This window comes from Paenibacillus sp. ov031 (assembly GCF_900143165.1).
In the GTDB taxonomy this organism is placed as follows: Bacteria; Bacillota; Bacilli; order Paenibacillales; family Paenibacillaceae; genus Paenibacillus; species Paenibacillus marchantiae.
Genome location: NZ_FRDO01000008.1, coordinates 248,737 through 267,652, shown reverse-complemented (window position 1 = coordinate 267,652; position 18,916 = coordinate 248,737). Strand labels below are relative to the sequence as shown.

Genomic DNA, 18,916 nt, shown 5'->3' with positions numbered 1-18,916 from the left:
GGCCGCTTTTTGTTGTTGCATATACGAGCACAAATTACGAGCTTACGAACGACCCGATAATTGCTGCTCAGCGATTTGGACCAGACGTTTAGTGATGTAACCACCCAGAGAACCTGTCTCACGGGAAGTGTAGTTACCGTAGTAACCGTCTTGGGGAATAGTTACACCCAGCTCTTGTGCAGCTTCAATTTTCAATTGTTGCAATGCTGCGTTTGCTTGGGGAACAACCAGATTGTTGGAGCGGCTTCCGCTACCTTGGTTTTGACCTCCGTACATGTGTGTCACCTCCTTATGGCTTGGTGATGTTAGTATGGTTAGAGAATGAGGAAATATGCATGATATGGCGTAAGGGAAAATTTGGATAATAGAAATGAGATATAACATGAAAAAAGCCGACCCAGTATGGATCGGCTACGTAGAATAAAAGGAAAAAATAGGGGTTATGTTCCCTAGAAGATCCCTGAGAGTACAAGATTACTACTCGGTTGGCGGAACAATCTCAATACGTGTAAATAGCTCAACGGGCTGTTTAGGTTCTAGACGAATCAGTCCCGTTTGCTCGTCTGTTAAATTCAAATTGGGTGCATCAGGAAGCCAGGTATAAGGTTCAATGCATAGAAATTGATCGGATTCGCCCTTTGTAAAGAGGACCCAATGTTTGAAATATGCCTCATCCGCTGAATATTTCAGCGTATATCCATCCTGTCTGCGCAAGTGAGCTACTGCTGGTTGCCCTTCGGCAGCTTTCAAAATGGTATCCCAGTTTCGTCCTTGCATGTTCATGCCTTCGTTTAAAGAAGACCATTCTCCGAGAGATTCAATCTCACCAGTAGGCAGTTGTTCTTCATTCTGAGCGTAAATTCCGGACACAGGAAGTTGAAGTGACCATTCGGCAGGTTTGCCGTCAAGCAGAAACCATGTATGATATCCCATTCCAAAAGGAGCAGGAGTAGAGCTCAGATTGGTCACACGCAGACGCTGGCTTAACACCGCGTTTTGTAGTCTGAACGTCATCTCAAGCTTCAAAGGAATTGGAAATTGAGCCATCCAATGCTTTTCATTTTCAGTTAATAATTCCGTTGTAATTGCACAGCCATCTTCATCTTCTTCGATGTCGCTGACACACCAGGACTGGCTGCGGTGGAGGCCGTGAATATGGTTGTCATTGGCGGTATTCTGATCGAATTGGTAATGAACTCCCTCATATTCGAATTGTCCTCGATGAATGCGGCCTGGCGGAACAAGAAGCGGAACGCCGAAGTGATACGGCTTCTGCAAATAAAAGGCAAGTTCGTCTTCTTCCGGACTGCGAACGACATCGCGGCCCTGCACTAAATCGCGAATCGAAATAATATTATTTCCAAGACGTGGCAGCAGGGTAATCTCCAATTCACGGCTATGTAGGATATACGTGTCGTAACCATTCCATTGGCCTTTGGTCACTTTTTTCATATCGATGCTCCTTTTCCCACTTGAAATCTGTCTGCAAACGACCATTCCTATCTGCCGTTGCAGGCGTGTCATTGTGTACATGCCACTTATCCCATTAGCATACCGAATGAATGCTGGTGATTAGGATAAGCAATTCCATCATAACAGATTTCTGTTAAGTGGGTAAAAAAAGCTATTCCCATTTTGACATTCTGCTTCGTGCGGATTAAGATGGTATTCTGAACGATGCGTTTTATCCAATGAATGATAAGCAAAGCGATGACAGGGACAAGTAAGCCAAGAGAACTCTCTTCAGAAAGCCGGTGGGTGATGTGAACCGGTGTGAACTCTTTACCGAATGGACCCTTGAGTGCTGGTTTGAACAGGCGAAGTCTGATCTTGGGCTATCCTTAGTAGAATTGGACGTATACTCCACGTTACGGAGAAATGAAGGCATTTCTTCTACATGATTTAATCAGGTCTAGAGGAATGGAGAAATGCGAATAAGGGTGGCACCACGGTCTCACGTCCCTTGCGGATGTGGGGCCTTTTTGCGTTCGCGGAGAATAGGAACAAAACAAATAGGAGGCGTTATGTGAAATGAAAACAGTACTTTCGGGAATTCAGCCGAGTGGCAAGCTCACATTGGGCAACTACATCGGAGCAATTAAGAACTTTGTGAAATTGCAGCATGACTACCAATGTCACTTCATGGTGGTTGATCTTCACGCTGTAACGGTAGCTCAAGAGCCAGCAGCGCTGCGTGAGCAATCTGAGGCGGTAGCTGCCTTATTCATCGCAGCAGGAATCGATCCTACGAAATCCAATGTGTTTCTGCAATCCCATGTACCGCAGCACGCGGAATTGGGCTGGTTGATGACTACACTGACATCGATGGGCGAGCTCGAACGCATGACTCAGTTCAAGGACAAATCATCCGGTAAAGATTCCGTTGGCGCCGGGCTGTTTGTCTATCCTTCATTAATGGCTGCTGATATTTTGCTGTATAATGCTGATCTTGTGCCTGTAGGAGAGGATCAGAAGCAGCATCTGGAACTGACACGCGATCTGGCGGGACGCTTTAACCACCGTTATGGTGAGTATTTCACGATTCCAGACCCTTATATTCCACAGGTGGGTGCTCGTGTAATGTCACTGGATGATGCATCTTCCAAAATGAGCAAAAGTAATCCCAATGCAGGCAGCTACATTGCCTTGCTTGATCCGCCAGATGTCATCCGCAAAAAAATCAGTCGTGCCACAACCGATTCCGGTCGTGAAGTTGTATATGATCCGGCAAACAAACCTGAGGTCAGCAACCTGATGAGTATCTACGCTGAATGCGCAGGTCTGTCATTGAAAGAAGTAGCGGAGCGCTATGAAGGCAAAATGTATGGTCCGTTCAAAAAAGAACTGGCTGAAGTGGTCGTATCCGTTATTGAACCTTTACAGGAACGGTATCGTGAGATTCGTGAGTCTGGCGAATTAGCAGACATCCTGGAAACTTCAGCTCGTCGCGCAGAAGCGGTGGCTTCTCAGACACTTAATGCGGTTAAAGAACGTATGGGGTTTGTTCCTAGACGTACGTTGTAGTTGGACGAGGCAAGTAACTTAAAGTAGATGAATTGTTCACATAATAAAGAGGAGCCCTGATGGGGCTCCTCTTTATTATCGTTTCGTACTATACCTATGAAGTTTACCGGTCAAGAGGCGGTTTCCGAGGTGGTACGTGCTTCACGACGCTCTTTTTTTGCACGAATAACGAATCCCCAGCCGATGTTGGCAACGGATACGACAAACAGCAGCGTAGCCAACCAGCCGGAGTAAGAGATCATAATCGCCGTAACCGCTAACAACATAATCGAAGAGAATGCAAACCATAGCGATAAACCTTTGCTCATTGGGAAAAACCTCCATATAGAAATTTGATGAAATTCCGTATAACCTGAAGCACACGAGCCATAATAATCTTGCAAGCTTGCAATTACATTACAGACACAGATTGAAGGGAGATTTTAAATATGGCTCAAGGATCTCGTTCTAACAACTTGGTGGTACCTCAAGCAAACTCAGCACTGCAACAATTGAAAATCGAAGCTGCACAAGAACTGGGTGTAACTATCCCACAAGACGGTTACTACGGTAACTACACTTCCCGTGAGACAGGATCTCTGGGCGGGTATATCACCAAACGTCTGGTACAAATCGCTGAGCAGTCTCTGGCTGGGTCTGGCAAATAATTATTATAACCAAAAAGCAACAAGCAGAAGCCCGGAGCGGAAACGCTCCGGGCTTTCTCGCGCGCATTCGTTCCTATGTCTGATTGTGCCCTTCCGTGCACCTTTCGTCAAGAGCGTGCGGATAAAAGTTTTTTATCCATTTTCTCGTCACTTAACCAGCCGACATACGTATCAATCGTTTCGAAATTTCGATCCATAACGACTACAGCGACAAATGGATATTGTTTGCGGTGTCGATAACGCACATCTGCCCAGCGAACCTTGTATCCTGCTGGTAATTCTTCCACCTCTGCAACAGCATAGGAGGTGAAGTACAGAAACGCAGTGACTTCAGGAGATTTGCGTGAGGCGGCGACAGCCGCGTGAGTGGACGATGAAGCATGGAGATTCCAGGTTAGGACGGAATGATCCATTTTGCCAATCTCATAACTGCCGTCTACAAATCTTTTCACCACATGCCAGCGGTTCCAGGATATCGTTGGGATGACCATATAATGAGCCTCAGAATTATTTTTGTCGAGTCGTTTCACCTGTCTAACAGCCATAGCACGTGCTATTGTCCGCCATACATAATACAAGCCAATCAAAATATACAGTGAAACAAAGAGTGGAGCAGGGGCGATCAGATCGAAAGCCCATAACAAAATGGCCAGCACATGTGTGGTAAACAGAAACGGATCAAAAATATGAATGATGTTCCAGGCAATCCAGCGTTCTGTAAAAGGTCGTGCTGCCTGGGTTCCATAGGTATTGAACAAATCGGTAAAAACGTGTACGCCTACGGCGACAGCAGTCCAGGCCGCGACGTGTCCAACAGCGACACCCGGGAAGATCAGTGCAATGACTCCGGTGATGAGCAGAACCCATAACAGTAGAAATGGCAATGAATGAGACATACCCCGGTGATTCCGAATGTAGAGCGAGTTACTTTTGAGACGTAACGCAGTGTCGATGTCAGGAGCCTGCGAGCCTGCAATGGTACCAACCATGACCGCAGCTGCGAGCATGGGACTCGTCGCGACAACAGGATCGACATAAGCCAGACCGGCCAAACCAATCCCCATGACAAAATGTGTAGAAGTATCCATAAACGTCTCCTTTGTGTGGTGTATCGTTAATGCGACTTGCTTCTCTATCTAGGTGATACCCATATATAGTGTATATTATCCGCCTACCGGGAAGCAAAACACCCTAATTTCCAAAGATATGACAAGAACCTGCTCAATTGACAGCAATTGTACGAGCATTGTCAAACTCTTTTTCCTTTTCCTGTGATAAACTTTATATCGGAGGCAGAGAGAGAAACCTCCATGAGATCAAGAAGAAGGGGGATTCACAAGCGTGGACAATCCATTGAGATACCAGGCTTCTTCCGATTCGGCAACACGATCTGCGCCTCCGATGAAATCAGGGACGTGGAAAGATTTTATCCATATTACGAAACCGGGCATTCTTCGAACCAACCTTATTGCGGTTTTTGGTGGCTTTTGGCTTGCATCCCAGTGGGACGTCAACTATGGCAAGATGGTGCTGACCCTGCTTGGAACGGTGCTGATTATGGCTTCTTCTTGTGTATTTAACAACTACTTTGATCGTGAACTTGATCTCAAAATGGAACGTACTCGCAACAGGTCCTTGCCAACAGGACGTTTAACACCCAAAGTCGTTCTATCCTATGCCATTATTTTGGGTGTGATTGGATTATCCGTACTCTTTTCCTTCTCCGGGGTACTTGCCGGATTATGCGGCATTTTTGGCATGTTTGTCTATGTGATTATGTACACCCTTTGGTTAAAACGTTCGTCGACATGGAGCACCTCCATTGGCGGTCTGTCTGGTGCAATGCCGCCAGTCATCGGGTATGTCGCAGTAACCGGGCGTATGGATCTTGGCGCATGGCTGCTTCTGGCCATGTTGTTTTTATGGCAGCCTCCACACTTCTGGGCGCTCGCGATCCGCAGGGTGGAAGATTATCGGGCTGGTGGATTTCCACTACTACCGGTTGTAAAGGGTATTGAACGGACCAAGATTCAGATGATTCCTTATCTGGTTTTGCAAATCTTTGTCCCGGTCCTCATGTATGCTTACGGGTATGCAGGAATCTTCTATCTTACCGTCTCACTGATACTTTCCGTGCTGTGGCTGTACTACGCACTTAAAGGCTTTCGTGCACAAAATACAGATGCCTGGGCCAAAAAGGTATTCCTTTACTCCATTAACTATCTTTCTTTGAGTTTTATATTGATGATTCTGGATACAGTGCACAAATGAGCAGCATGAAATGCTTTAATAAACATTAGATGGGCACGGGTCCGTGGAACAGTTACAATAACAAGGGGCCCATTGTCGGTTGGGTTCTTGGTATACATATGCATCAAAGTGGTATGTGAATGAGGAAAAGTCATTAAAAACACGATCCAAGTCCATGAATTTTATAGATAACCGTTAAAACTTTATGTATGCGTATTCATATGATCTTGATAATCGGAAGGGACGATAATGATGCTAAAAAAGTATAAATGGACATGGATGCTGTTAGGGCTTGCACTAATTATGGCGGTGTATTTAATGTGGGGCACCGTATTTGCCAGCAAGGAAAAGTTACCCGAAATTCGGGAGATTCAATCCTTTTCGATGGAAAATGTGGATGGAAGCACAGTATCTCTGGATGATACCAAAGGTAAGGTGCGTTTGTTCTACTTTTATTTCACCAGTTGTCCGGATGTGTGCCCAATTACGACGTTTACGTTATCTCAGGTGCAGGATCTGTTAAAAGAGGACGATACCTTTGGTAAGGATGTCTCCTTTGTATCCATCTCGTTTGATCCAAAAGTGGATACTAAGGAGAAGATTAAGGAATTTGCAGATCGATTCCATGCGGATTATAATGGCTGGTACTTCCTGCGGGGGGATATGGATCAAACGAAGCAGCTCGCCAAGGATTCATTCCAGATCCTCATTCAGGGTGAGAACAAGGACGATTTTGCCCATATGAACATGATTGGATTGGTGGATCGGAATAACGAGTTGCGCAAGGTATACAATGCGTTTAATACAGAGGATGTTGAACCAGCAGTCATTGCGGAAGACATTCGCAATCTGATCAAGGAATAAAAAAGCGTTCATAATAACAAGCCAATAAAGAGGCTGCTTCCTGGGATGAATGAATACTCCGGCGAGCAGCCTCTTACGGTTTAAAACGATGGGAGTTCAGGATATTGGATATACGATTCCAATCCGGCTTTCTCCAGCTGGGCGATGATGTATTCATCGGGAGTTCCCTCTACACCAGCGTAACCGCGTCGTGTATACATCTGTACTGCATCCGGGAAGGCATCTCGCAGCACACCCCTGATTCTTTTGCCCGAACTGTCATTATCCATAAATAAGTAGACCTCGTCGTAACCAACCTGTTTGCGCAGCGACTCAAGCTTGAGGGAATTCAGTGTTCCAAACGTGCACAAAATGTTGATTTCGGGTCTTACAAGACGTTTTAGTTTGCTGCGGTCGTTTTTACCTTCCACAATGACATGAATAGGCATCATATTCACCTCTTGATCGAGAGCTTATGTCGACATTCCCCGGGAAATGTTGCAGCGAAAATCGACTGGATTATATAAAATGGACCTTCTAATTTTTACACGTGCGACTACGCTGACAGAAACATCTTTGATTTTCAACTTCTTTTCCACACTCTGAGGTGAGTGTCTGTCCGTTCCGTTTGTGTGTAAAACATCAGTCCATTTTATATAGTTTAGCTGTAAATGGGGGAATGATGCAAAGCCAAGAAAAATACAAGCCTTTCTGTTGTCAAAGGGTATGGATATGATCATCTTGATATGGTTAACCCAGTATGCTTTTGGGATCAGATAGGGCAGCTTCGCGTCTGGCTGTGAAATAAGGGAGCAGCATAATGCCGATCATCAATAATACAAAGGCAATGAAATACGGCGATAAACCCACACGAAGCTGTCCTGCTGTGATGGGGCCGATGAAAGAACCGATGGAGGTAGCAATGGATTGCAATGAGAAGATGCGACCCAGCTTGTTTCCACCGCTTAAATGAATAAAGAGTGTTGCCATGGCTGGGAAAATAATGCCTTTAGACATCCCCAGAACGAAAAGCACGGATGATAACGGAATCTGTGGTATGGCCGCCATAGCAAAGAAACATAAAGACATTAGCAGCACACCTGCAATCAACCGCAGTTTGGGGGAATAACGGTTGAGAAATAGCAAGCTCAGAGTAAATAGTGCTCCAATACTGATAATGGAAAACAAAAGCCCGGTAGACATCATGGACGAATGTCCGCCTCCGCGCAGTGGCAGTTCAAAAAAAAGAATTCCTTGAGCACAGGCAATGACAAGGGGCAGAGCAAAATAACGCCAGGATACGGGCAGGAATTTTCTTTTTTCTCCGACTGGGTTGCTAGGCATGGCGGGCTCGGTCACTTTTTCGTGCTGAACCTCAGCGAGGCCTTTGGGCATGGATAACCATGCGATAACGCCGGACAGAATGAGCAGATAACCGAGACTCGCAAAGGTGGCGGAAAATCCTAAAGCTCCGACGATCAATGCGCCTGCGGCAGGGGACACCACGGATGCCAGCGTATGTACGACGCCGTGGCCTGACATATACTTACCTTGCTTGATAGGATCACTTGACAGTTGCGCAAGCAGTGCGAGACAGGCCGGAGACAGAAAAGCAAGTACAAACCCGCTGATGGAGCGCAGGGCGAGCAGCTGCCATGGCGTATGGATTTGCGCCTGGATAAGCAAAATGATGCCTGCACCCAGCAAACTGAATACAATGTAACGACGGCTGCCATGTTTGTCGATTTGGGTTCCGGCGATCAGATTGCCTGGGAGATGAGTCAAGGAATAGATGCCCATCATCCAGCCGATGAAGGTCGGGGCTGCCCCGAGCGAGATAGCGAAAGGGGTCAAGATTGGATACTGGGCGTGCAAATCAAAAACAGCAAGGAACAAAAATAGATATAGCCAGATGGCCGTTTTCACAGAAGCCCCTCCTTGTTAAGCGATGCATATTCAATAACTGGTCATGACGTGTTCCCCGTTCCTTGGACAGAACCTCATGGTACTACTTGTACGCCCGGCGGGACGAACTTAGACCGTTTATTTTTACATAGGAGGGCTTAGCTGACAGCAGCTTCGGAAATCATGTATAATATTCGGGAAGTGTTAATAATCAACTCTAATACGGAAGGTGTAGTCATGAACATAGAAGTAATCAAAGAGTTTGTGATGCAGAACTGGCTGGTGATCGTGGTTGCGTTGATCATTTTGTTCTTTGTTCTGAACGTGGTCAAAACCGTATTGAAATGGGCGATTGCCATCATCATTATTGCGGCTCTACTGATATACAGCGGCATCTCCATTGATCAGATCAAACAGACAGTTACTGACGTACAATCGAGTACGATGGACACATTGAAGAAGGAAGCTACCAGCATGATGCTTAAGGAAGCTTCCAAAGCTAAATACGTCAAAGGACAGGATGGGGCGTTCACCATCACAAGTCCCAATGTGGAGATTAAAGGCAGAACTCAATCAGAGAAAGTCGATGTGACCTTCCGCGGAATTTCACTTGGCGAATGGAAACTCGACAATGACACCATACGTACGTTTGTCGAACAGGCACAGGAGAACGGAACAGCACCGGCTTCGTTGTAAAGGAGGAATGGATACGTGCTGCAAAGTTGGCTGGATAGTCTGAAAGAATTCAACGGCATAACGATTATGCTGCTGCTGATTGTGGCCGCTTCATTGCTTCAGGGGTGGTCCAGAGGTGCTTCGCGTTCGGCAGGAAGACTCTTTGGGTTCCTCATGGATGGCATTATGGCGGTCATTGGTATTTTGTTATCCATCGGTTTAACATTATGGCTTGCGCCATATGTTCAGCAATGGTTGTCTGTGCATGCGGCAGACATGCCAAACCGTGAATTGAACCGATGGGAGCAGATGTATTATACATTGATTACGGCCATTGCTGATTTTCCGCTGATGCGGTTTGCCGTGTTGTTTGTGCTTAGTTATGGCTTCATCCGATTGATTCTCGGATTGCTCTCTTCCCTTATTTTCAGCAGAAGATACAGTTCAGCAGAGCAAGAGAGCAGACCCAAAGGATTTTTCAGCCGTTTTACAGGTGCAGTGATCGGTACAGTCATTGGCTCCGTCCGTGGGATGATTGTGATTGCCGTGTTGTTCATGATTGTAAGTCTCTATCCGGGCAGCATGTTTAGTCGCTATGTAGAGGCTTCACCCATTTATATGCAAGGGGCCAAATTTGTTATAGAGCCATTATCAGGTACATTTATTAAGGACAAGCTGCCCGTATTTACGCAAGCCGTGCAAAAGGAACTTGGCGCGATCCTGCAACGCAAATATGAAGTCATTGACCATAACATTCCGGCGGATATTGAATCTGCGGCAAAAGAAATTGTGAAAGGTCAAACGACAGATGAAGCCAAAGCCAGGGCATTATATGACTGGGTAGGTTCTCGCATTCAATATGACTATGGTAAAGTGGATGATTATGAGCAAAAGGGCATATGGCACGAGCAGACGCCACAAAATACATTTGATACACGTGAAGGCGTATGTATCGATTACGCTCGTTTATATGCAGTCATGGCTCGTTCACAGGGTCTGGAAGTCAAAGTGGTTACAGGACTTGGTTATAATGGGCAGGGTGGATATGGTCCACATGCCTGGAATGAAATATATTTAAGTGATTCGGAAAGCTGGATTCCGCTTGACCCCACTTGGGCGATTAGTGGTGATTGGTTCAATCCTCCTAACTTTGCCGATACCCATCTGAAAGATCAATCAGCTTAATATTACGCCGGACATGGGTCCGGGAGATGACGACGTTGCCAGGTTATCATGCCGAGGCTGTACAGCGTGGACGGTATGCATCAAGTCATGAAAGAGGTAGGATGAATGAAAAATCATTCAAAAGAGAAGGACGAACTTACGGACAAGCGGCGCTTCAGTTACCGGATGAACGTATTTTTCTTCGCTTCCTTTATTATTTTTAGCGTTATTATTGTACGGCTGGCATTTTTGCAATTCGTGGAAGGCCCTGAGCTCAGTCAGGAGGAAGCGAGTAATATTACCAAAGATGTACCACTCGCTCCCGTGAGAGGAACCATCTATGATTCCACGGGCGAGGTCAAGCTGGCTTACTCCAAGCCGATTCAATCCTTGTATCTGACTTTATACAAAAACTATGGGGATGTGGATGGTAAGCCAAATCCGAATATAGCGGAAGTGGAGGACATCGCAACTCGGTTGCATGATGTTTTTGAGCAGTATAAGAAAAAGGATTCCGAGGCCCTTACGGTCGATAACATCTTAGAAGCAATGGACCTCAATTCGCGTAAAGCAAACGGGTTCATGCCACGTCTGATCAAGAGTGATCTGTCCGATGAGGAAGTGGCTTATTTCCTGCAGCACAAGGATGAATTCAAGGGAATTCAGATTGTAGAGGAAAGTGTGCGTTACTATGATCCGGATACGGTAGCCGTTCAGACGATTGGTTATCTCAAAAAGTTCAAAAGCTCTAAAACACTCAATAAATACAAAGAGGTCGATGAGGCCAATAAAAAGCAAACGGACCCAGGTCTTGTATATACCGAGAATGAGTTTGTTGGCTTTGATGGACTGGAACTGCAATATCAGGATGTTCTGCGGGGAAAAAGTGGTTATAACTCCGTTGATGTTGACTTGCGGAATTTGCCTGAAGGTGTAGCGGGCTCTACCCCACCCGAAAAAGGGTACGACCTGATTACAACGATTAACAAAAATGTTCAGGTGAAGACAGAACAAGCGATACTGGATCAACTAAGCTGGCTGCACACACATCAGGTCTCCGGTAAGCTTCATCCCAATGCAAAAACAGGTTTTGCGGTAGCGATGGAAGTGGATACAGGGAAAATCGTTGCTGCTGCCAGTATGCCGGATTACGACACGAACGTATGGAGAACTGGCGGTATCAGTACTGAAGATTACGATAGAATAAAATATATTTATCAAAATGGTACCATTCGTGGATTCCCGCCAGACGATTCAGGTAAACGGGCGGAATCTGTTGTATTGCTTGGTTCCACAATCAAACCACTTAGTGTATTGATTGGTTTGAAGGAAGGTTTTTTCACAACAAATACAGTATATTCAGACAGAGGTTCAACGACTTTTGGTGGGGATAACCGCAGAGTACAGAATTCCTCCGGTCACGTGTATGGTTCGTTAACTCCTCGTGATGCGATTCGACATTCCTCGAACGTGTTTATGATTGATGAAATTGGTAAGAAGCTGTACTCCAAGTATGGTGCAAAGGGTGTCAATGTCTGGGATGAATACATGGAGGAATTTGGGTTAGGTGTCTCCACAGGTGTTGACCTGCCTAATGAATGGCTTGGGCGCAAAGAATATGGTGAGGAAAGCGTCGAGAGTTCCTTGACCAAGCTGGTATATGCCTCCTTTGGACAGCAGGGGAAATATACAACGATGCAGCTTGCTCAGTACACCACGATGCTGGCGAACAAAGGAAAACGCATGGAGCCGCAATTAGTCAGTGAGTTTCGTGATTCGCAAGGGAATGTGGTTGAGAAAATGAAACCGAAGGTGCTCAGCACAGTCGATTTTAACGATGCTTACTGGAATGAGGTACAGCGAGGCATGGCAACCGAGGTATCTTCATTTAGCGGTTTCCCTTATGATTTTGCAAGAAAAACAGGAACATCGACACAGGTAGTCGGAGGCAAATTGGTGGATAACGGGGTGTTTATTGCTTATGCACCACGTAACAATCCGAAGCTGGCTGTAGCCGTGGTTATTCCTGAAGGGGGCTTTGGTTCGAGCAGTGCTGCCCCTGTTGCACGTGCGATCTTCGACGCGTATGACGAGGAGTTTGGTCTGGACGGTGTACCGAAGAAAGATAAAAATAAAGAATCAGATACACAGTAATGTGATTCTTTGATTCCAAAAGAGGGGACCCTTTCGAGGGTCCTTTTTACGTTTGCCAGTACTGAGAGGTCTCTTTTCGACAAGCTGCTGCAAATCAATATGTAACAAACATCGTGCATGTCACGTTTATATTAGGAGAATGAAAATTTATTTCAGGATTAAAGAGATTAACGATATGTCTGTATTGACATCGTTTCGAAAGAGTCGACATATGTCTCTTCTGTTTACGAAAATGTAACCAAAATCTGGAGGACATGGCAGTTGACCTTTGATAGACTTGTAGAAGGAAAGGTATGTTATTTGAACCGATTAATGCAATATGCGTGATAGATGAATCTACTTTTACATAAGAACGGAGAGGCTTATCCCATGTTTAACCGATTGAGGAAAAAGAAAATGTCCAATGAAGATACACCAGTCAACAACAAGCCGTCTAGTGTAAGAATGAATATGTTTTTTTTCGCTGCGTTTGTGATATTCAGTATCCTAATTTTTAGGTTGGCCTTTGTACAATTTGTCGAGGGACCTGAACTGACCTATATGGAAACCAGCCGTAATACCAAAGATATTCCGCTCGCCCCTGTTCGTGGGCCAATCTATGATGCGACAGGGGAAGTCGCGCTGGCTTATTCGGAGCCTGTACAATCCCTCTATGTGTTGTTGTATGAGGATTATAGAAATGATGACCGCAGACAGGAAGCGGAGGAACTGGCTCATGATCTGGCCGCTGTGTTTAAACAGTTTAATCCAGGGGACAAGGAGCAGCCGGATGCAGAAGAGATCATTAAAAGACTGGATCTCAAATCTCAGAAGGCACATGGGTATTCTCCTCGTCTGGTGAAATCGGATCTCAACATGAAAGAAATTGCTTATTTTATGGAGAAAAAGGCTGAATATCCAGGTGCTATGGTACTTGAGGAAAACGTAAGAAAGTATGATCCCGATAGGGTCGCAGTTCAGGTGATCGGATATACAAGAGAGTTCAAGGGCCAACAGGACAACTTGGATAAGTATAGAGAAATCAGCAAATCGGAAGCAACAGAACGCGACCCGGGATTGCGCTATACCCAGCAAGAAAAAGTTGGAGTTGATGGTCTTGAATTTCAATATCAGGAAGAGCTTCGTGGGCGTAGCGGCTACCAATCCATTGATATTAATTTGCGTAATTTGCCAGAGGGTACGATGCAACAGACTCCGCCGGAGAAGGGATACAGTCTGGTCTCCACAATCAATAAAGAAATTCAGATGGCAGCACAGCAGGCAATAACGGATGAATTGCGTAAGCTTCCGAAAGCCGTTACGGGATATGCGGTAGCCATGGAAGTGGATACTGGCAATGTAGTGGCTATGGCGAGTATGCCGGATTATGATCCAAATGACTGGGATTATGACAAGATCAAGTACGTTTATCGCAACGGAACGATGGCTTCCTTCCCGCCGGACGATTCGAAAAAACATACTGAATCCGTTGTACTGCTAGGTTCCGTAATCAAGCCACTCAGTGTATTGATTGGATTGAAAGAAGGACTATTCACGACAGGGCAAACGTATCACGACCAAGGATATGCTATTTTAGGGAAAGACGGGAGACAAGTGAAGAACTCCCATTCAGCATATAATGGCAATATTACAGCGAGACGGGCTATTGAGAAATCTTCCAATGCCTTTATGATTGATATGGTTGGTAAGAGACTTCTAAATAAGTATGGCTCGGATAAAGGGCTTGATGTTTGGCACAAGCACATGCAGGAATTTGGCTTGGGTGTATCAACTGGTGTTGACTTGCCTGGTGAATTCTTGGGCAGACTTGAGTATACAAACAAAGATGAATCGGCTCTTACACGTCTGGCTTTTGCCTCATTTGGTCAGCAAGGTAAATATACAACGCTTCAACTTGCACAATATACGACAATGCTTGCGAATAAAGGCAAACGGATGGAGCCTCATTTAGTAAAGGAAATCCGTGACGCAGAAGGTAATGTGGTGAAGAAAATTAAACCAAAAGTGTTAAACGAGGTTGATTTTGCGGATGCATACTGGAATGAAGTGCACAAGGGTATGGTTACCAAAGTAAGTTCGTTTGACGGTTTCCCCTACGATTATGCGAGAAAAACAGGAACCTCGGAGCAGGGAACAGGGCCGAACAAAAAGGAAAACGGAGTATTTATCGCATTTGCACCACGGGATAATCCGAAGCTGGCTATAGCGGTTGTTGTGCCTGAAGGTGGCTTTGGATCGGTCAGTGCGTCTCCGATTGCACGTAAAATTTTCGATGCTTACGATGAAGTGTATGGCCTTGATGGGACTCCAAAAGGGAAGAAAGATCAGGGGAAAGATACAGAGTAATGTGAAGAAATGCAGTAGATGTAGCTCTTTTAATATCATATCTAACAGGTTAATGAAGTGAACAAGATATGAATCTTGACAGGCAGGGGAAATTATCCCTTGCCTTTTTATTTTGCATCGGCTAAAATTTGCACAAGGGAAACATTATTAGTCTTGTATAAATTTTAATACCTTGTACAACAAAATTAGATGAGGACAATTATGTTAGGAGAGGGAAAGGGGCGGTTTGAATTGTTGATGGTGAAGATGAGGAGCATTCAGAGAGGGTTAATGACGCTGGCAGCTGTTGTTCTGGTTATCGTGCTAACAGCGTGCTCAGGTGCAGCGGAAACAGGAGGTAGTGAAGGGAAGGTGCAGGTCACAGCCACAACAGGCATGATTGCGGATGTAGCGCGTGAAGTCGGCGGGGCATATGTTGATGTTACCGGGCTAATGGGCCCAGGGGTAGATCCTCACTTGTACAAGGCTTCGCAGGGAGATATTCGGAAGCTGGAGCAAGCGAAGGTCATTTTCTACAACGGGCTGCATCTTGAAGGAAAAATGACAGACATTTTGGAGAAAATGTCCAAGAGCAAAATAGTAACAGCTGTCTCGGAGAACATTCCGGTGGAGGAATTGCGTTCAGGAAAAGATACAGGCGGAACGGAATACGACCCACACGTCTGGTTTGATGTTAGCCACTGGATGCATGCCACAGAGGCTGTGCGCGATACACTCGTGGAAGCAGACCCGGAACATGCAGAAGAGTACAAGGTCCAGGCAGAGCAGTATCTAACCAAACTGGAGGCATTGGATTCCGAGGTGCGGGAAAAAATCCAGGAGATTCCGGAAGCCAGCCGGGTATTGGTTACGGCGCATGATGCCTTTGGATACTTCGGCCAAGCTTATGACATGAAAGTGATGGGGCTTCAAGGAATCAGTACAGCAGCAGAATATGGTGCAAGAGATGTCAGTGCGTTGCGAGATTATCTTGTGGACAACAATATCAAAGCGGTATTTGTAGAATCCAGCGTACCAGCAAAAGCGATGGAAGCCATTATTGCTGGTGCAGCCGAAAAAGGACATACCGTAAGTATTGGTGGTGAACTGTTCTCGGATGCGATGGGTGCTGAGGGAACAGAAGAAGGAACGTATATTGGCATGATCCGCCATAACACTCAGACGATTGTAGAGGCATTAAAATGATAAACGATATGAAGAGAGGAGTGGACAGAGCATGAGCGATACAATTTTATCCGAAAAATCTCAATCACAACCAAATGCTAACCATCTGAAGGGAACACAGCCTACATCAGCTCCGCTTAGTGTTCGGGATCTGGCGGTGGCTTACCATAAAAAGCCGGTCCTCAGTGGGGTATCTTTTGACATCCCGGAAGGTCAGCTGATTGGCATCCTTGGTCCAAACGGGGCTGGGAAATCAACCTTGATCAAAGCCGTTCTGGGACTAGTGCCCAAAATGCACGGCGAGGTGAAAATTTTTGGTCAGTCCTACCGAGAACAGCGGCGCCGTATCGGCTACGTACCTCAGCGTGAATCTGTTGATTGGGATTTCCCAACCCACGCCCTCGATGTTGTCATGATGGGGCGTTATGGACATCTGGGCTGGTTCCGCCGTCCTGGCAAAAAAGAACGGGATTTGGCAGCTCACTGCCTGGAGCAAGTCGGAATGGGTGATTATATGTACCGCCAGATCAGTCAGCTTTCTGGAGGACAGCAGCAGCGTGTCTTTCTGGCAAGAGCACTGGTACAGGATGCGGAATTGTATTTCATGGATGAGCCGTTTGCAGGTGTGGACGCCACAACGGAGAAAGCTATCATTTCATTGTTGGAACAGCTAAAGAAGCAAGGGAAGACCGTACTGGTTGTTCACCATGATCTGGCGACAGTGGAGGAATATTTCGACCATGTCTTGCTGCTTAATGGACGGTTGGTTGCAGGTGGACCGACGAATGAAGTATTTGTACCGGATACTTTGCAAGAGACGTACGGAGGCCGGATAGCGATGATCGGCAGCCGGTCGGAGAAAGGCCAGGTGTAGTGCATGTGGAACTGGATAGTAGCCATTTTGTCCGATCCCAATACACGCTGGATATTGCTTGGCTGCTTGTTACTCGGATTCAGTAGTGGAATTATTGGCTCTTTTACTTTTTTGCGTCGTCAGAGTCTCATGGGAGATACGTTGGCTCATGCAGCTTTGCCGGGGATATGTATTGCATTTATGTTGACTGAAACCAAATCAGTAGGATTATTTCTGTTCGGTGCGCTTGTGGCTGGGATCGTTGCGACCTTCGGCATATCGTGGATTACACGATATTCTCGGATCAAGCAGGATGCGGCAATGGGGATTGTGCTGACTGTATTTTTCGGTATTGGCGTAGTAATGCTTACTCGGATTCAGCACGGTGCAAGCGGCAGTCAGAGTGGGCTGGATAAATATTTGTTCGGTCAGGCCGCATCCATGGTGATGACGGATGTGTATGTCATGGGCGGTGTCTGTCTTGTATTATTGATCGCTTGTCTGGCATGGTTCAAGGAATTCAAGCTGGTGAGTTTTGACCCGGGATTCGCACGGGGTATGGGACTGCCGGTTGGCATGCTGGAACAACTGATTCTGCTGTTGACCGTGATTGCGGTTGTTGCGGGGATTCAGGCGGTTGGCGTGGTGCTTGTGGCCGCTTTGCTGGTTACCCCGGCGGCAGCAGCTCGCTGCTGGACGGACTCGCTCTCGCTTATGGTACTGTTGGCCGGCGTATTTGGAGCACTGAGCGGTGCGACAGGTACAATCTTCAGCACATTGGTGCCTAATCTGCCTACAGGGCCAGTAACGGTACTGGCGGCGACAGTGCTATTTGCAGGTTCCGCATTGCTTGCTCCACGGCGCGGACTGTTAGCACGCCGTTTGCGAAGTATGCAGGCGAAATCCGCTTACTTGAGAGAAGAACATGCCACGCTACAGACACTCTCTGCACAGCGAGCACAGCAGGAACGGGGTGAGTTGTAATGGCAACGTTTTGGATTCTATTAACGGCCATCCTGGTATCCTCCGCTTGCGCAATTCTTGGCTGTTTTCTCATATTAAGGCGGATGGCTCTGGTTGGAGATGCGATCAGTCATGCGGTTCTCCCAGGTATTGCGATTGCTTTCCTGTGGAGCGGTTCACGTGATTCGTTATGGATGCTGCTTGGGGCAACCGTATTTGGATTACTGACGGTGTTCTTCATTCAAAGCTTACAGGCTGGAGGACTATCATCGGATGCTTCCATCGGAATAGTGTTTACGGCACTCTTCGCAGTGGGTGTCATTTTAATCAGTCTGAATGCTGGGCATATTGATCTGGATCTCGATTGTGTCTTGTTCGGTGAGATCGCTTATGTCCAGTGGGATACCTTAACGCTTGGAGGGACGGATGTTGGCCCAAGGGCGGTCTGGATGCTGGGCATCACCTTGCTGGTCATCCTCCTTGTAATCGGCCTGTTCTACAAACAGTTCAAGTTGTGTGCCTTTGATCCGGCGCTGGCTGCGGCCTGCGGCATTCCGGTGGTGTTGTTCCACTATCTGCTTATGGGGCTCGTTTCCATGACATCTGTGGCTTCATTTGAGAGCGTGGGATCTATTCTCGTGGTAGGCATGTTGATTGTACCTGCAGCGACGGCTTATTTACTCACGGATCGCTTGGGTAAAATGATTCTGTACAGCGTGCTCGTAGGAGCGGCTTCCTCGGTTGGGGGCTACATCATGGCTTACGCGCTGGATGCTTCCATTGCAGGTTGCATGGTGGCGGTAGCAGGAATTCTGTTTGTGCTGGCCCTGTTGCTGTCTCCAAAGCATGGTATTGTCTTCCGATATGCTCGTCGCAAATTCGCGGCACGTTAAAGGATAAAAAGTAGCAGCCGCCTGCATTGCAGGCG

General features: G+C 46.4%; 18 protein-coding genes and 1 other annotated feature. Of the genes, 12 read left to right on the top strand and 6 right to left on the bottom strand.

Going from position 1 to position 18,916, the window contains the following annotated elements; translation table 11 throughout:
- Positions 1 to 42 precede the first annotated feature (42 nt).
- On the bottom strand, positions 43 to 276 hold the full coding sequence (locus BUA17_RS26605; RefSeq protein WP_063566140.1) for an alpha/beta-type small acid-soluble spore protein: 234 nt from the start codon (positions 274 to 276) through the stop codon (positions 43 to 45).
- 201 nt (positions 277 to 477) lie between these two features.
- Positions 478 to 1,452, bottom strand: a complete 975-nt coding sequence (locus BUA17_RS26600) for an aldose 1-epimerase (RefSeq protein WP_063566139.1) — start codon at positions 1,450 to 1,452, stop codon at positions 478 to 480.
- A gap of 249 nt (positions 1,453 to 1,701) precedes the next feature.
- Positions 1,702 to 1,967 (top strand) — a binding site (T-box leader).
- A 64-nt stretch (positions 1,968 to 2,031) separates the two neighbouring features.
- Here BUA17_RS26600 and trpS point away from each other — a divergent pair.
- Positions 2,032 to 3,024: a tryptophan--tRNA ligase gene (gene trpS, locus BUA17_RS26595; protein ID WP_072735502.1), complete on the top strand. Its 993-nt coding sequence runs from the start codon at positions 2,032 to 2,034 to the stop codon at positions 3,022 to 3,024.
- Positions 3,025 to 3,134: 110 nt separating this feature from the next.
- On the opposite strand, the gene BUA17_RS26590 is transcribed toward trpS, so the two are convergent.
- Complete coding sequence (locus tag BUA17_RS26590) at positions 3,135 to 3,332, bottom strand: hypothetical protein (RefSeq protein WP_063566137.1); 198 nt, start codon at positions 3,330 to 3,332, stop codon at positions 3,135 to 3,137.
- A 120-nt stretch (positions 3,333 to 3,452) separates the two neighbouring features.
- Between BUA17_RS26590 and BUA17_RS26585 the strand changes: the two genes are divergently transcribed.
- Positions 3,453 to 3,671 (top strand): alpha/beta-type small acid-soluble spore protein, encoded by a 219-nt coding sequence (locus BUA17_RS26585; RefSeq protein WP_017692386.1) that lies wholly within the window; start codon positions 3,453 to 3,455, stop codon positions 3,669 to 3,671.
- Positions 3,672 to 3,778: 107 nt separating this feature from the next.
- On the opposite strand, the gene BUA17_RS26580 is transcribed toward BUA17_RS26585, so the two are convergent.
- Positions 3,779 to 4,759 carry a metal-dependent hydrolase gene (locus BUA17_RS26580; protein ID WP_063566136.1) on the bottom strand — a complete coding sequence of 327 codons (981 nt, stop codon included), beginning with the start codon at positions 4,757 to 4,759 and terminating at the stop codon, positions 3,779 to 3,781.
- 253 nt (positions 4,760 to 5,012) lie between these two features.
- On the opposite strand from BUA17_RS26580, the gene cyoE reads away from it, so the two are divergent.
- Positions 5,013 to 5,942, top strand: a complete 930-nt coding sequence (gene cyoE, locus BUA17_RS26575; RefSeq protein ID WP_072735501.1) for a heme o synthase — start codon at positions 5,013 to 5,015, stop codon at positions 5,940 to 5,942.
- A 231-nt stretch (positions 5,943 to 6,173) separates the two neighbouring features.
- Entirely contained in the window at positions 6,174 to 6,785 is a 612-nt protein-coding gene (locus tag BUA17_RS26570; protein ID WP_083584878.1) for an SCO family protein, read from the top strand.
- 80 nt (positions 6,786 to 6,865) lie between these two features.
- Here BUA17_RS26570 and BUA17_RS26565 read toward each other — a convergent pair whose 3' ends face one another.
- Both BUA17_RS26565 and BUA17_RS26560 read right to left on the bottom strand, forming a co-directional pair.
- Complete coding sequence (locus BUA17_RS26565; RefSeq protein ID WP_072735499.1) at positions 6,866 to 7,213, bottom strand: toprim domain-containing protein; 348 nt, start codon at positions 7,211 to 7,213, stop codon at positions 6,866 to 6,868.
- Between the two features lie 301 nt (positions 7,214 to 7,514).
- Positions 7,515 to 8,690 (bottom strand): MFS transporter, encoded by a 1,176-nt coding sequence (locus BUA17_RS26560; RefSeq protein ID WP_063566132.1) that lies wholly within the window; start codon positions 8,688 to 8,690, stop codon positions 7,515 to 7,517.
- Positions 8,691 to 8,906: 216 nt separating this feature from the next.
- On the opposite strand from BUA17_RS26560, the gene BUA17_RS26555 reads away from it, so the two are divergent.
- The 8 genes from BUA17_RS26555 (at position 8,907) to BUA17_RS26520 (ending at position 18,881) form a co-directional block, all read left to right on the top strand.
- Positions 8,907 to 9,365 carry an ATPase gene (locus BUA17_RS26555; protein WP_072735539.1) on the top strand — a complete coding sequence of 153 codons (459 nt, stop codon included), beginning with the start codon at positions 8,907 to 8,909 and terminating at the stop codon, positions 9,363 to 9,365.
- 15 nt (positions 9,366 to 9,380) lie between these two features.
- Positions 9,381 to 10,529, top strand: a complete 1,149-nt coding sequence (locus BUA17_RS26550; RefSeq protein WP_090810551.1) for a transglutaminase family protein — start codon at positions 9,381 to 9,383, stop codon at positions 10,527 to 10,529.
- Positions 10,530 to 10,634: 105 nt separating this feature from the next.
- Positions 10,635 to 12,662 carry a peptidoglycan D,D-transpeptidase FtsI family protein gene (locus tag BUA17_RS26545; protein ID WP_072735498.1) on the top strand — a complete coding sequence of 676 codons (2,028 nt, stop codon included), beginning with the start codon at positions 10,635 to 10,637 and terminating at the stop codon, positions 12,660 to 12,662.
- 369 nt (positions 12,663 to 13,031) lie between these two features.
- Complete coding sequence (locus tag BUA17_RS26540; RefSeq protein WP_083584868.1) at positions 13,032 to 15,008, top strand: peptidoglycan D,D-transpeptidase FtsI family protein; 1,977 nt, start codon at positions 13,032 to 13,034, stop codon at positions 15,006 to 15,008.
- Positions 15,009 to 15,209: 201 nt separating this feature from the next.
- Complete coding sequence (locus tag BUA17_RS26535) at positions 15,210 to 16,193, top strand: metal ABC transporter solute-binding protein, Zn/Mn family (RefSeq protein ID WP_072735497.1); 984 nt, start codon at positions 15,210 to 15,212, stop codon at positions 16,191 to 16,193.
- A gap of 31 nt (positions 16,194 to 16,224) precedes the next feature.
- Positions 16,225 to 17,046, top strand: a complete 822-nt coding sequence (locus BUA17_RS26530; RefSeq protein ID WP_231952394.1) for a metal ABC transporter ATP-binding protein — start codon at positions 16,225 to 16,227, stop codon at positions 17,044 to 17,046.
- A 3-nt stretch (positions 17,047 to 17,049) separates the two neighbouring features.
- The gene (locus BUA17_RS26525; RefSeq protein ID WP_072735496.1) at positions 17,050 to 18,009 is read left to right on the top strand and encodes a metal ABC transporter permease; all 960 of its coding nucleotides are present in this window, start codon (positions 17,050 to 17,052) and stop codon (positions 18,007 to 18,009) included.
- Complete coding sequence (locus tag BUA17_RS26520) at positions 18,009 to 18,881, top strand: metal ABC transporter permease (RefSeq protein WP_072735495.1); 873 nt, start codon at positions 18,009 to 18,011, stop codon at positions 18,879 to 18,881. The genes BUA17_RS26525 and BUA17_RS26520 overlap by 1 nt, the downstream gene beginning before the upstream one ends.
- The last annotated feature ends 35 nt before the right edge of the window (positions 18,882 to 18,916 follow it).

Excerpts from the sequence above, each read along its gene's own strand:
- BUA17_RS26535 (WP_072735497.1), top strand. The coding sequence starts at position 15,210 with ATGTTAGGAGAGGGAAAGGGGCGGTTTGAATTGTTGATGGTGAAGATG.
- BUA17_RS26530 (WP_231952394.1), top strand. The coding sequence starts at position 16,225 with ATGAGCGATACAATTTTATCCGAAAAATCTCAATCACAACCAAATGCT.
- BUA17_RS26555 (WP_072735539.1), top strand. The coding sequence starts at position 8,907 with ATGAACATAGAAGTAATCAAAGAGTTTGTGATGCAGAACTGGCTGGTG.
- BUA17_RS26565 (WP_072735499.1), bottom strand. The coding sequence starts at position 7,213 with ATGCCTATTCATGTCATTGTGGAAGGTAAAAACGACCGCAGCAAACTA.
- BUA17_RS26605 (WP_063566140.1), bottom strand. The coding sequence starts at position 276 with ATGTACGGAGGTCAAAACCAAGGTAGCGGAAGCCGCTCCAACAATCTG.
- BUA17_RS26600 (WP_063566139.1), bottom strand. The coding sequence starts at position 1,452 with ATGAAAAAAGTGACCAAAGGCCAATGGAATGGTTACGACACGTATATC.
- BUA17_RS26590 (WP_063566137.1), bottom strand. The coding sequence starts at position 3,332 with ATGAGCAAAGGTTTATCGCTATGGTTTGCATTCTCTTCGATTATGTTG.
- BUA17_RS26520 (WP_072735495.1), top strand. The coding sequence starts at position 18,009 with ATGGCAACGTTTTGGATTCTATTAACGGCCATCCTGGTATCCTCCGCT.
- BUA17_RS26525 (WP_072735496.1), top strand. The coding sequence starts at position 17,050 with ATGTGGAACTGGATAGTAGCCATTTTGTCCGATCCCAATACACGCTGG.
- BUA17_RS26540 (WP_083584868.1), top strand. The coding sequence starts at position 13,032 with ATGTTTAACCGATTGAGGAAAAAGAAAATGTCCAATGAAGATACACCA.
- BUA17_RS26545 (WP_072735498.1), top strand. The coding sequence starts at position 10,635 with ATGAAAAATCATTCAAAAGAGAAGGACGAACTTACGGACAAGCGGCGC.
- BUA17_RS26570 (WP_083584878.1), top strand. The coding sequence starts at position 6,174 with ATGCTAAAAAAGTATAAATGGACATGGATGCTGTTAGGGCTTGCACTA.
- BUA17_RS26580 (WP_063566136.1), bottom strand. The coding sequence starts at position 4,759 with ATGGATACTTCTACACATTTTGTCATGGGGATTGGTTTGGCCGGTCTG.
- BUA17_RS26585 (WP_017692386.1), top strand. The coding sequence starts at position 3,453 with ATGGCTCAAGGATCTCGTTCTAACAACTTGGTGGTACCTCAAGCAAAC.
- trpS (WP_072735502.1), top strand. The coding sequence starts at position 2,032 with ATGAAAACAGTACTTTCGGGAATTCAGCCGAGTGGCAAGCTCACATTG.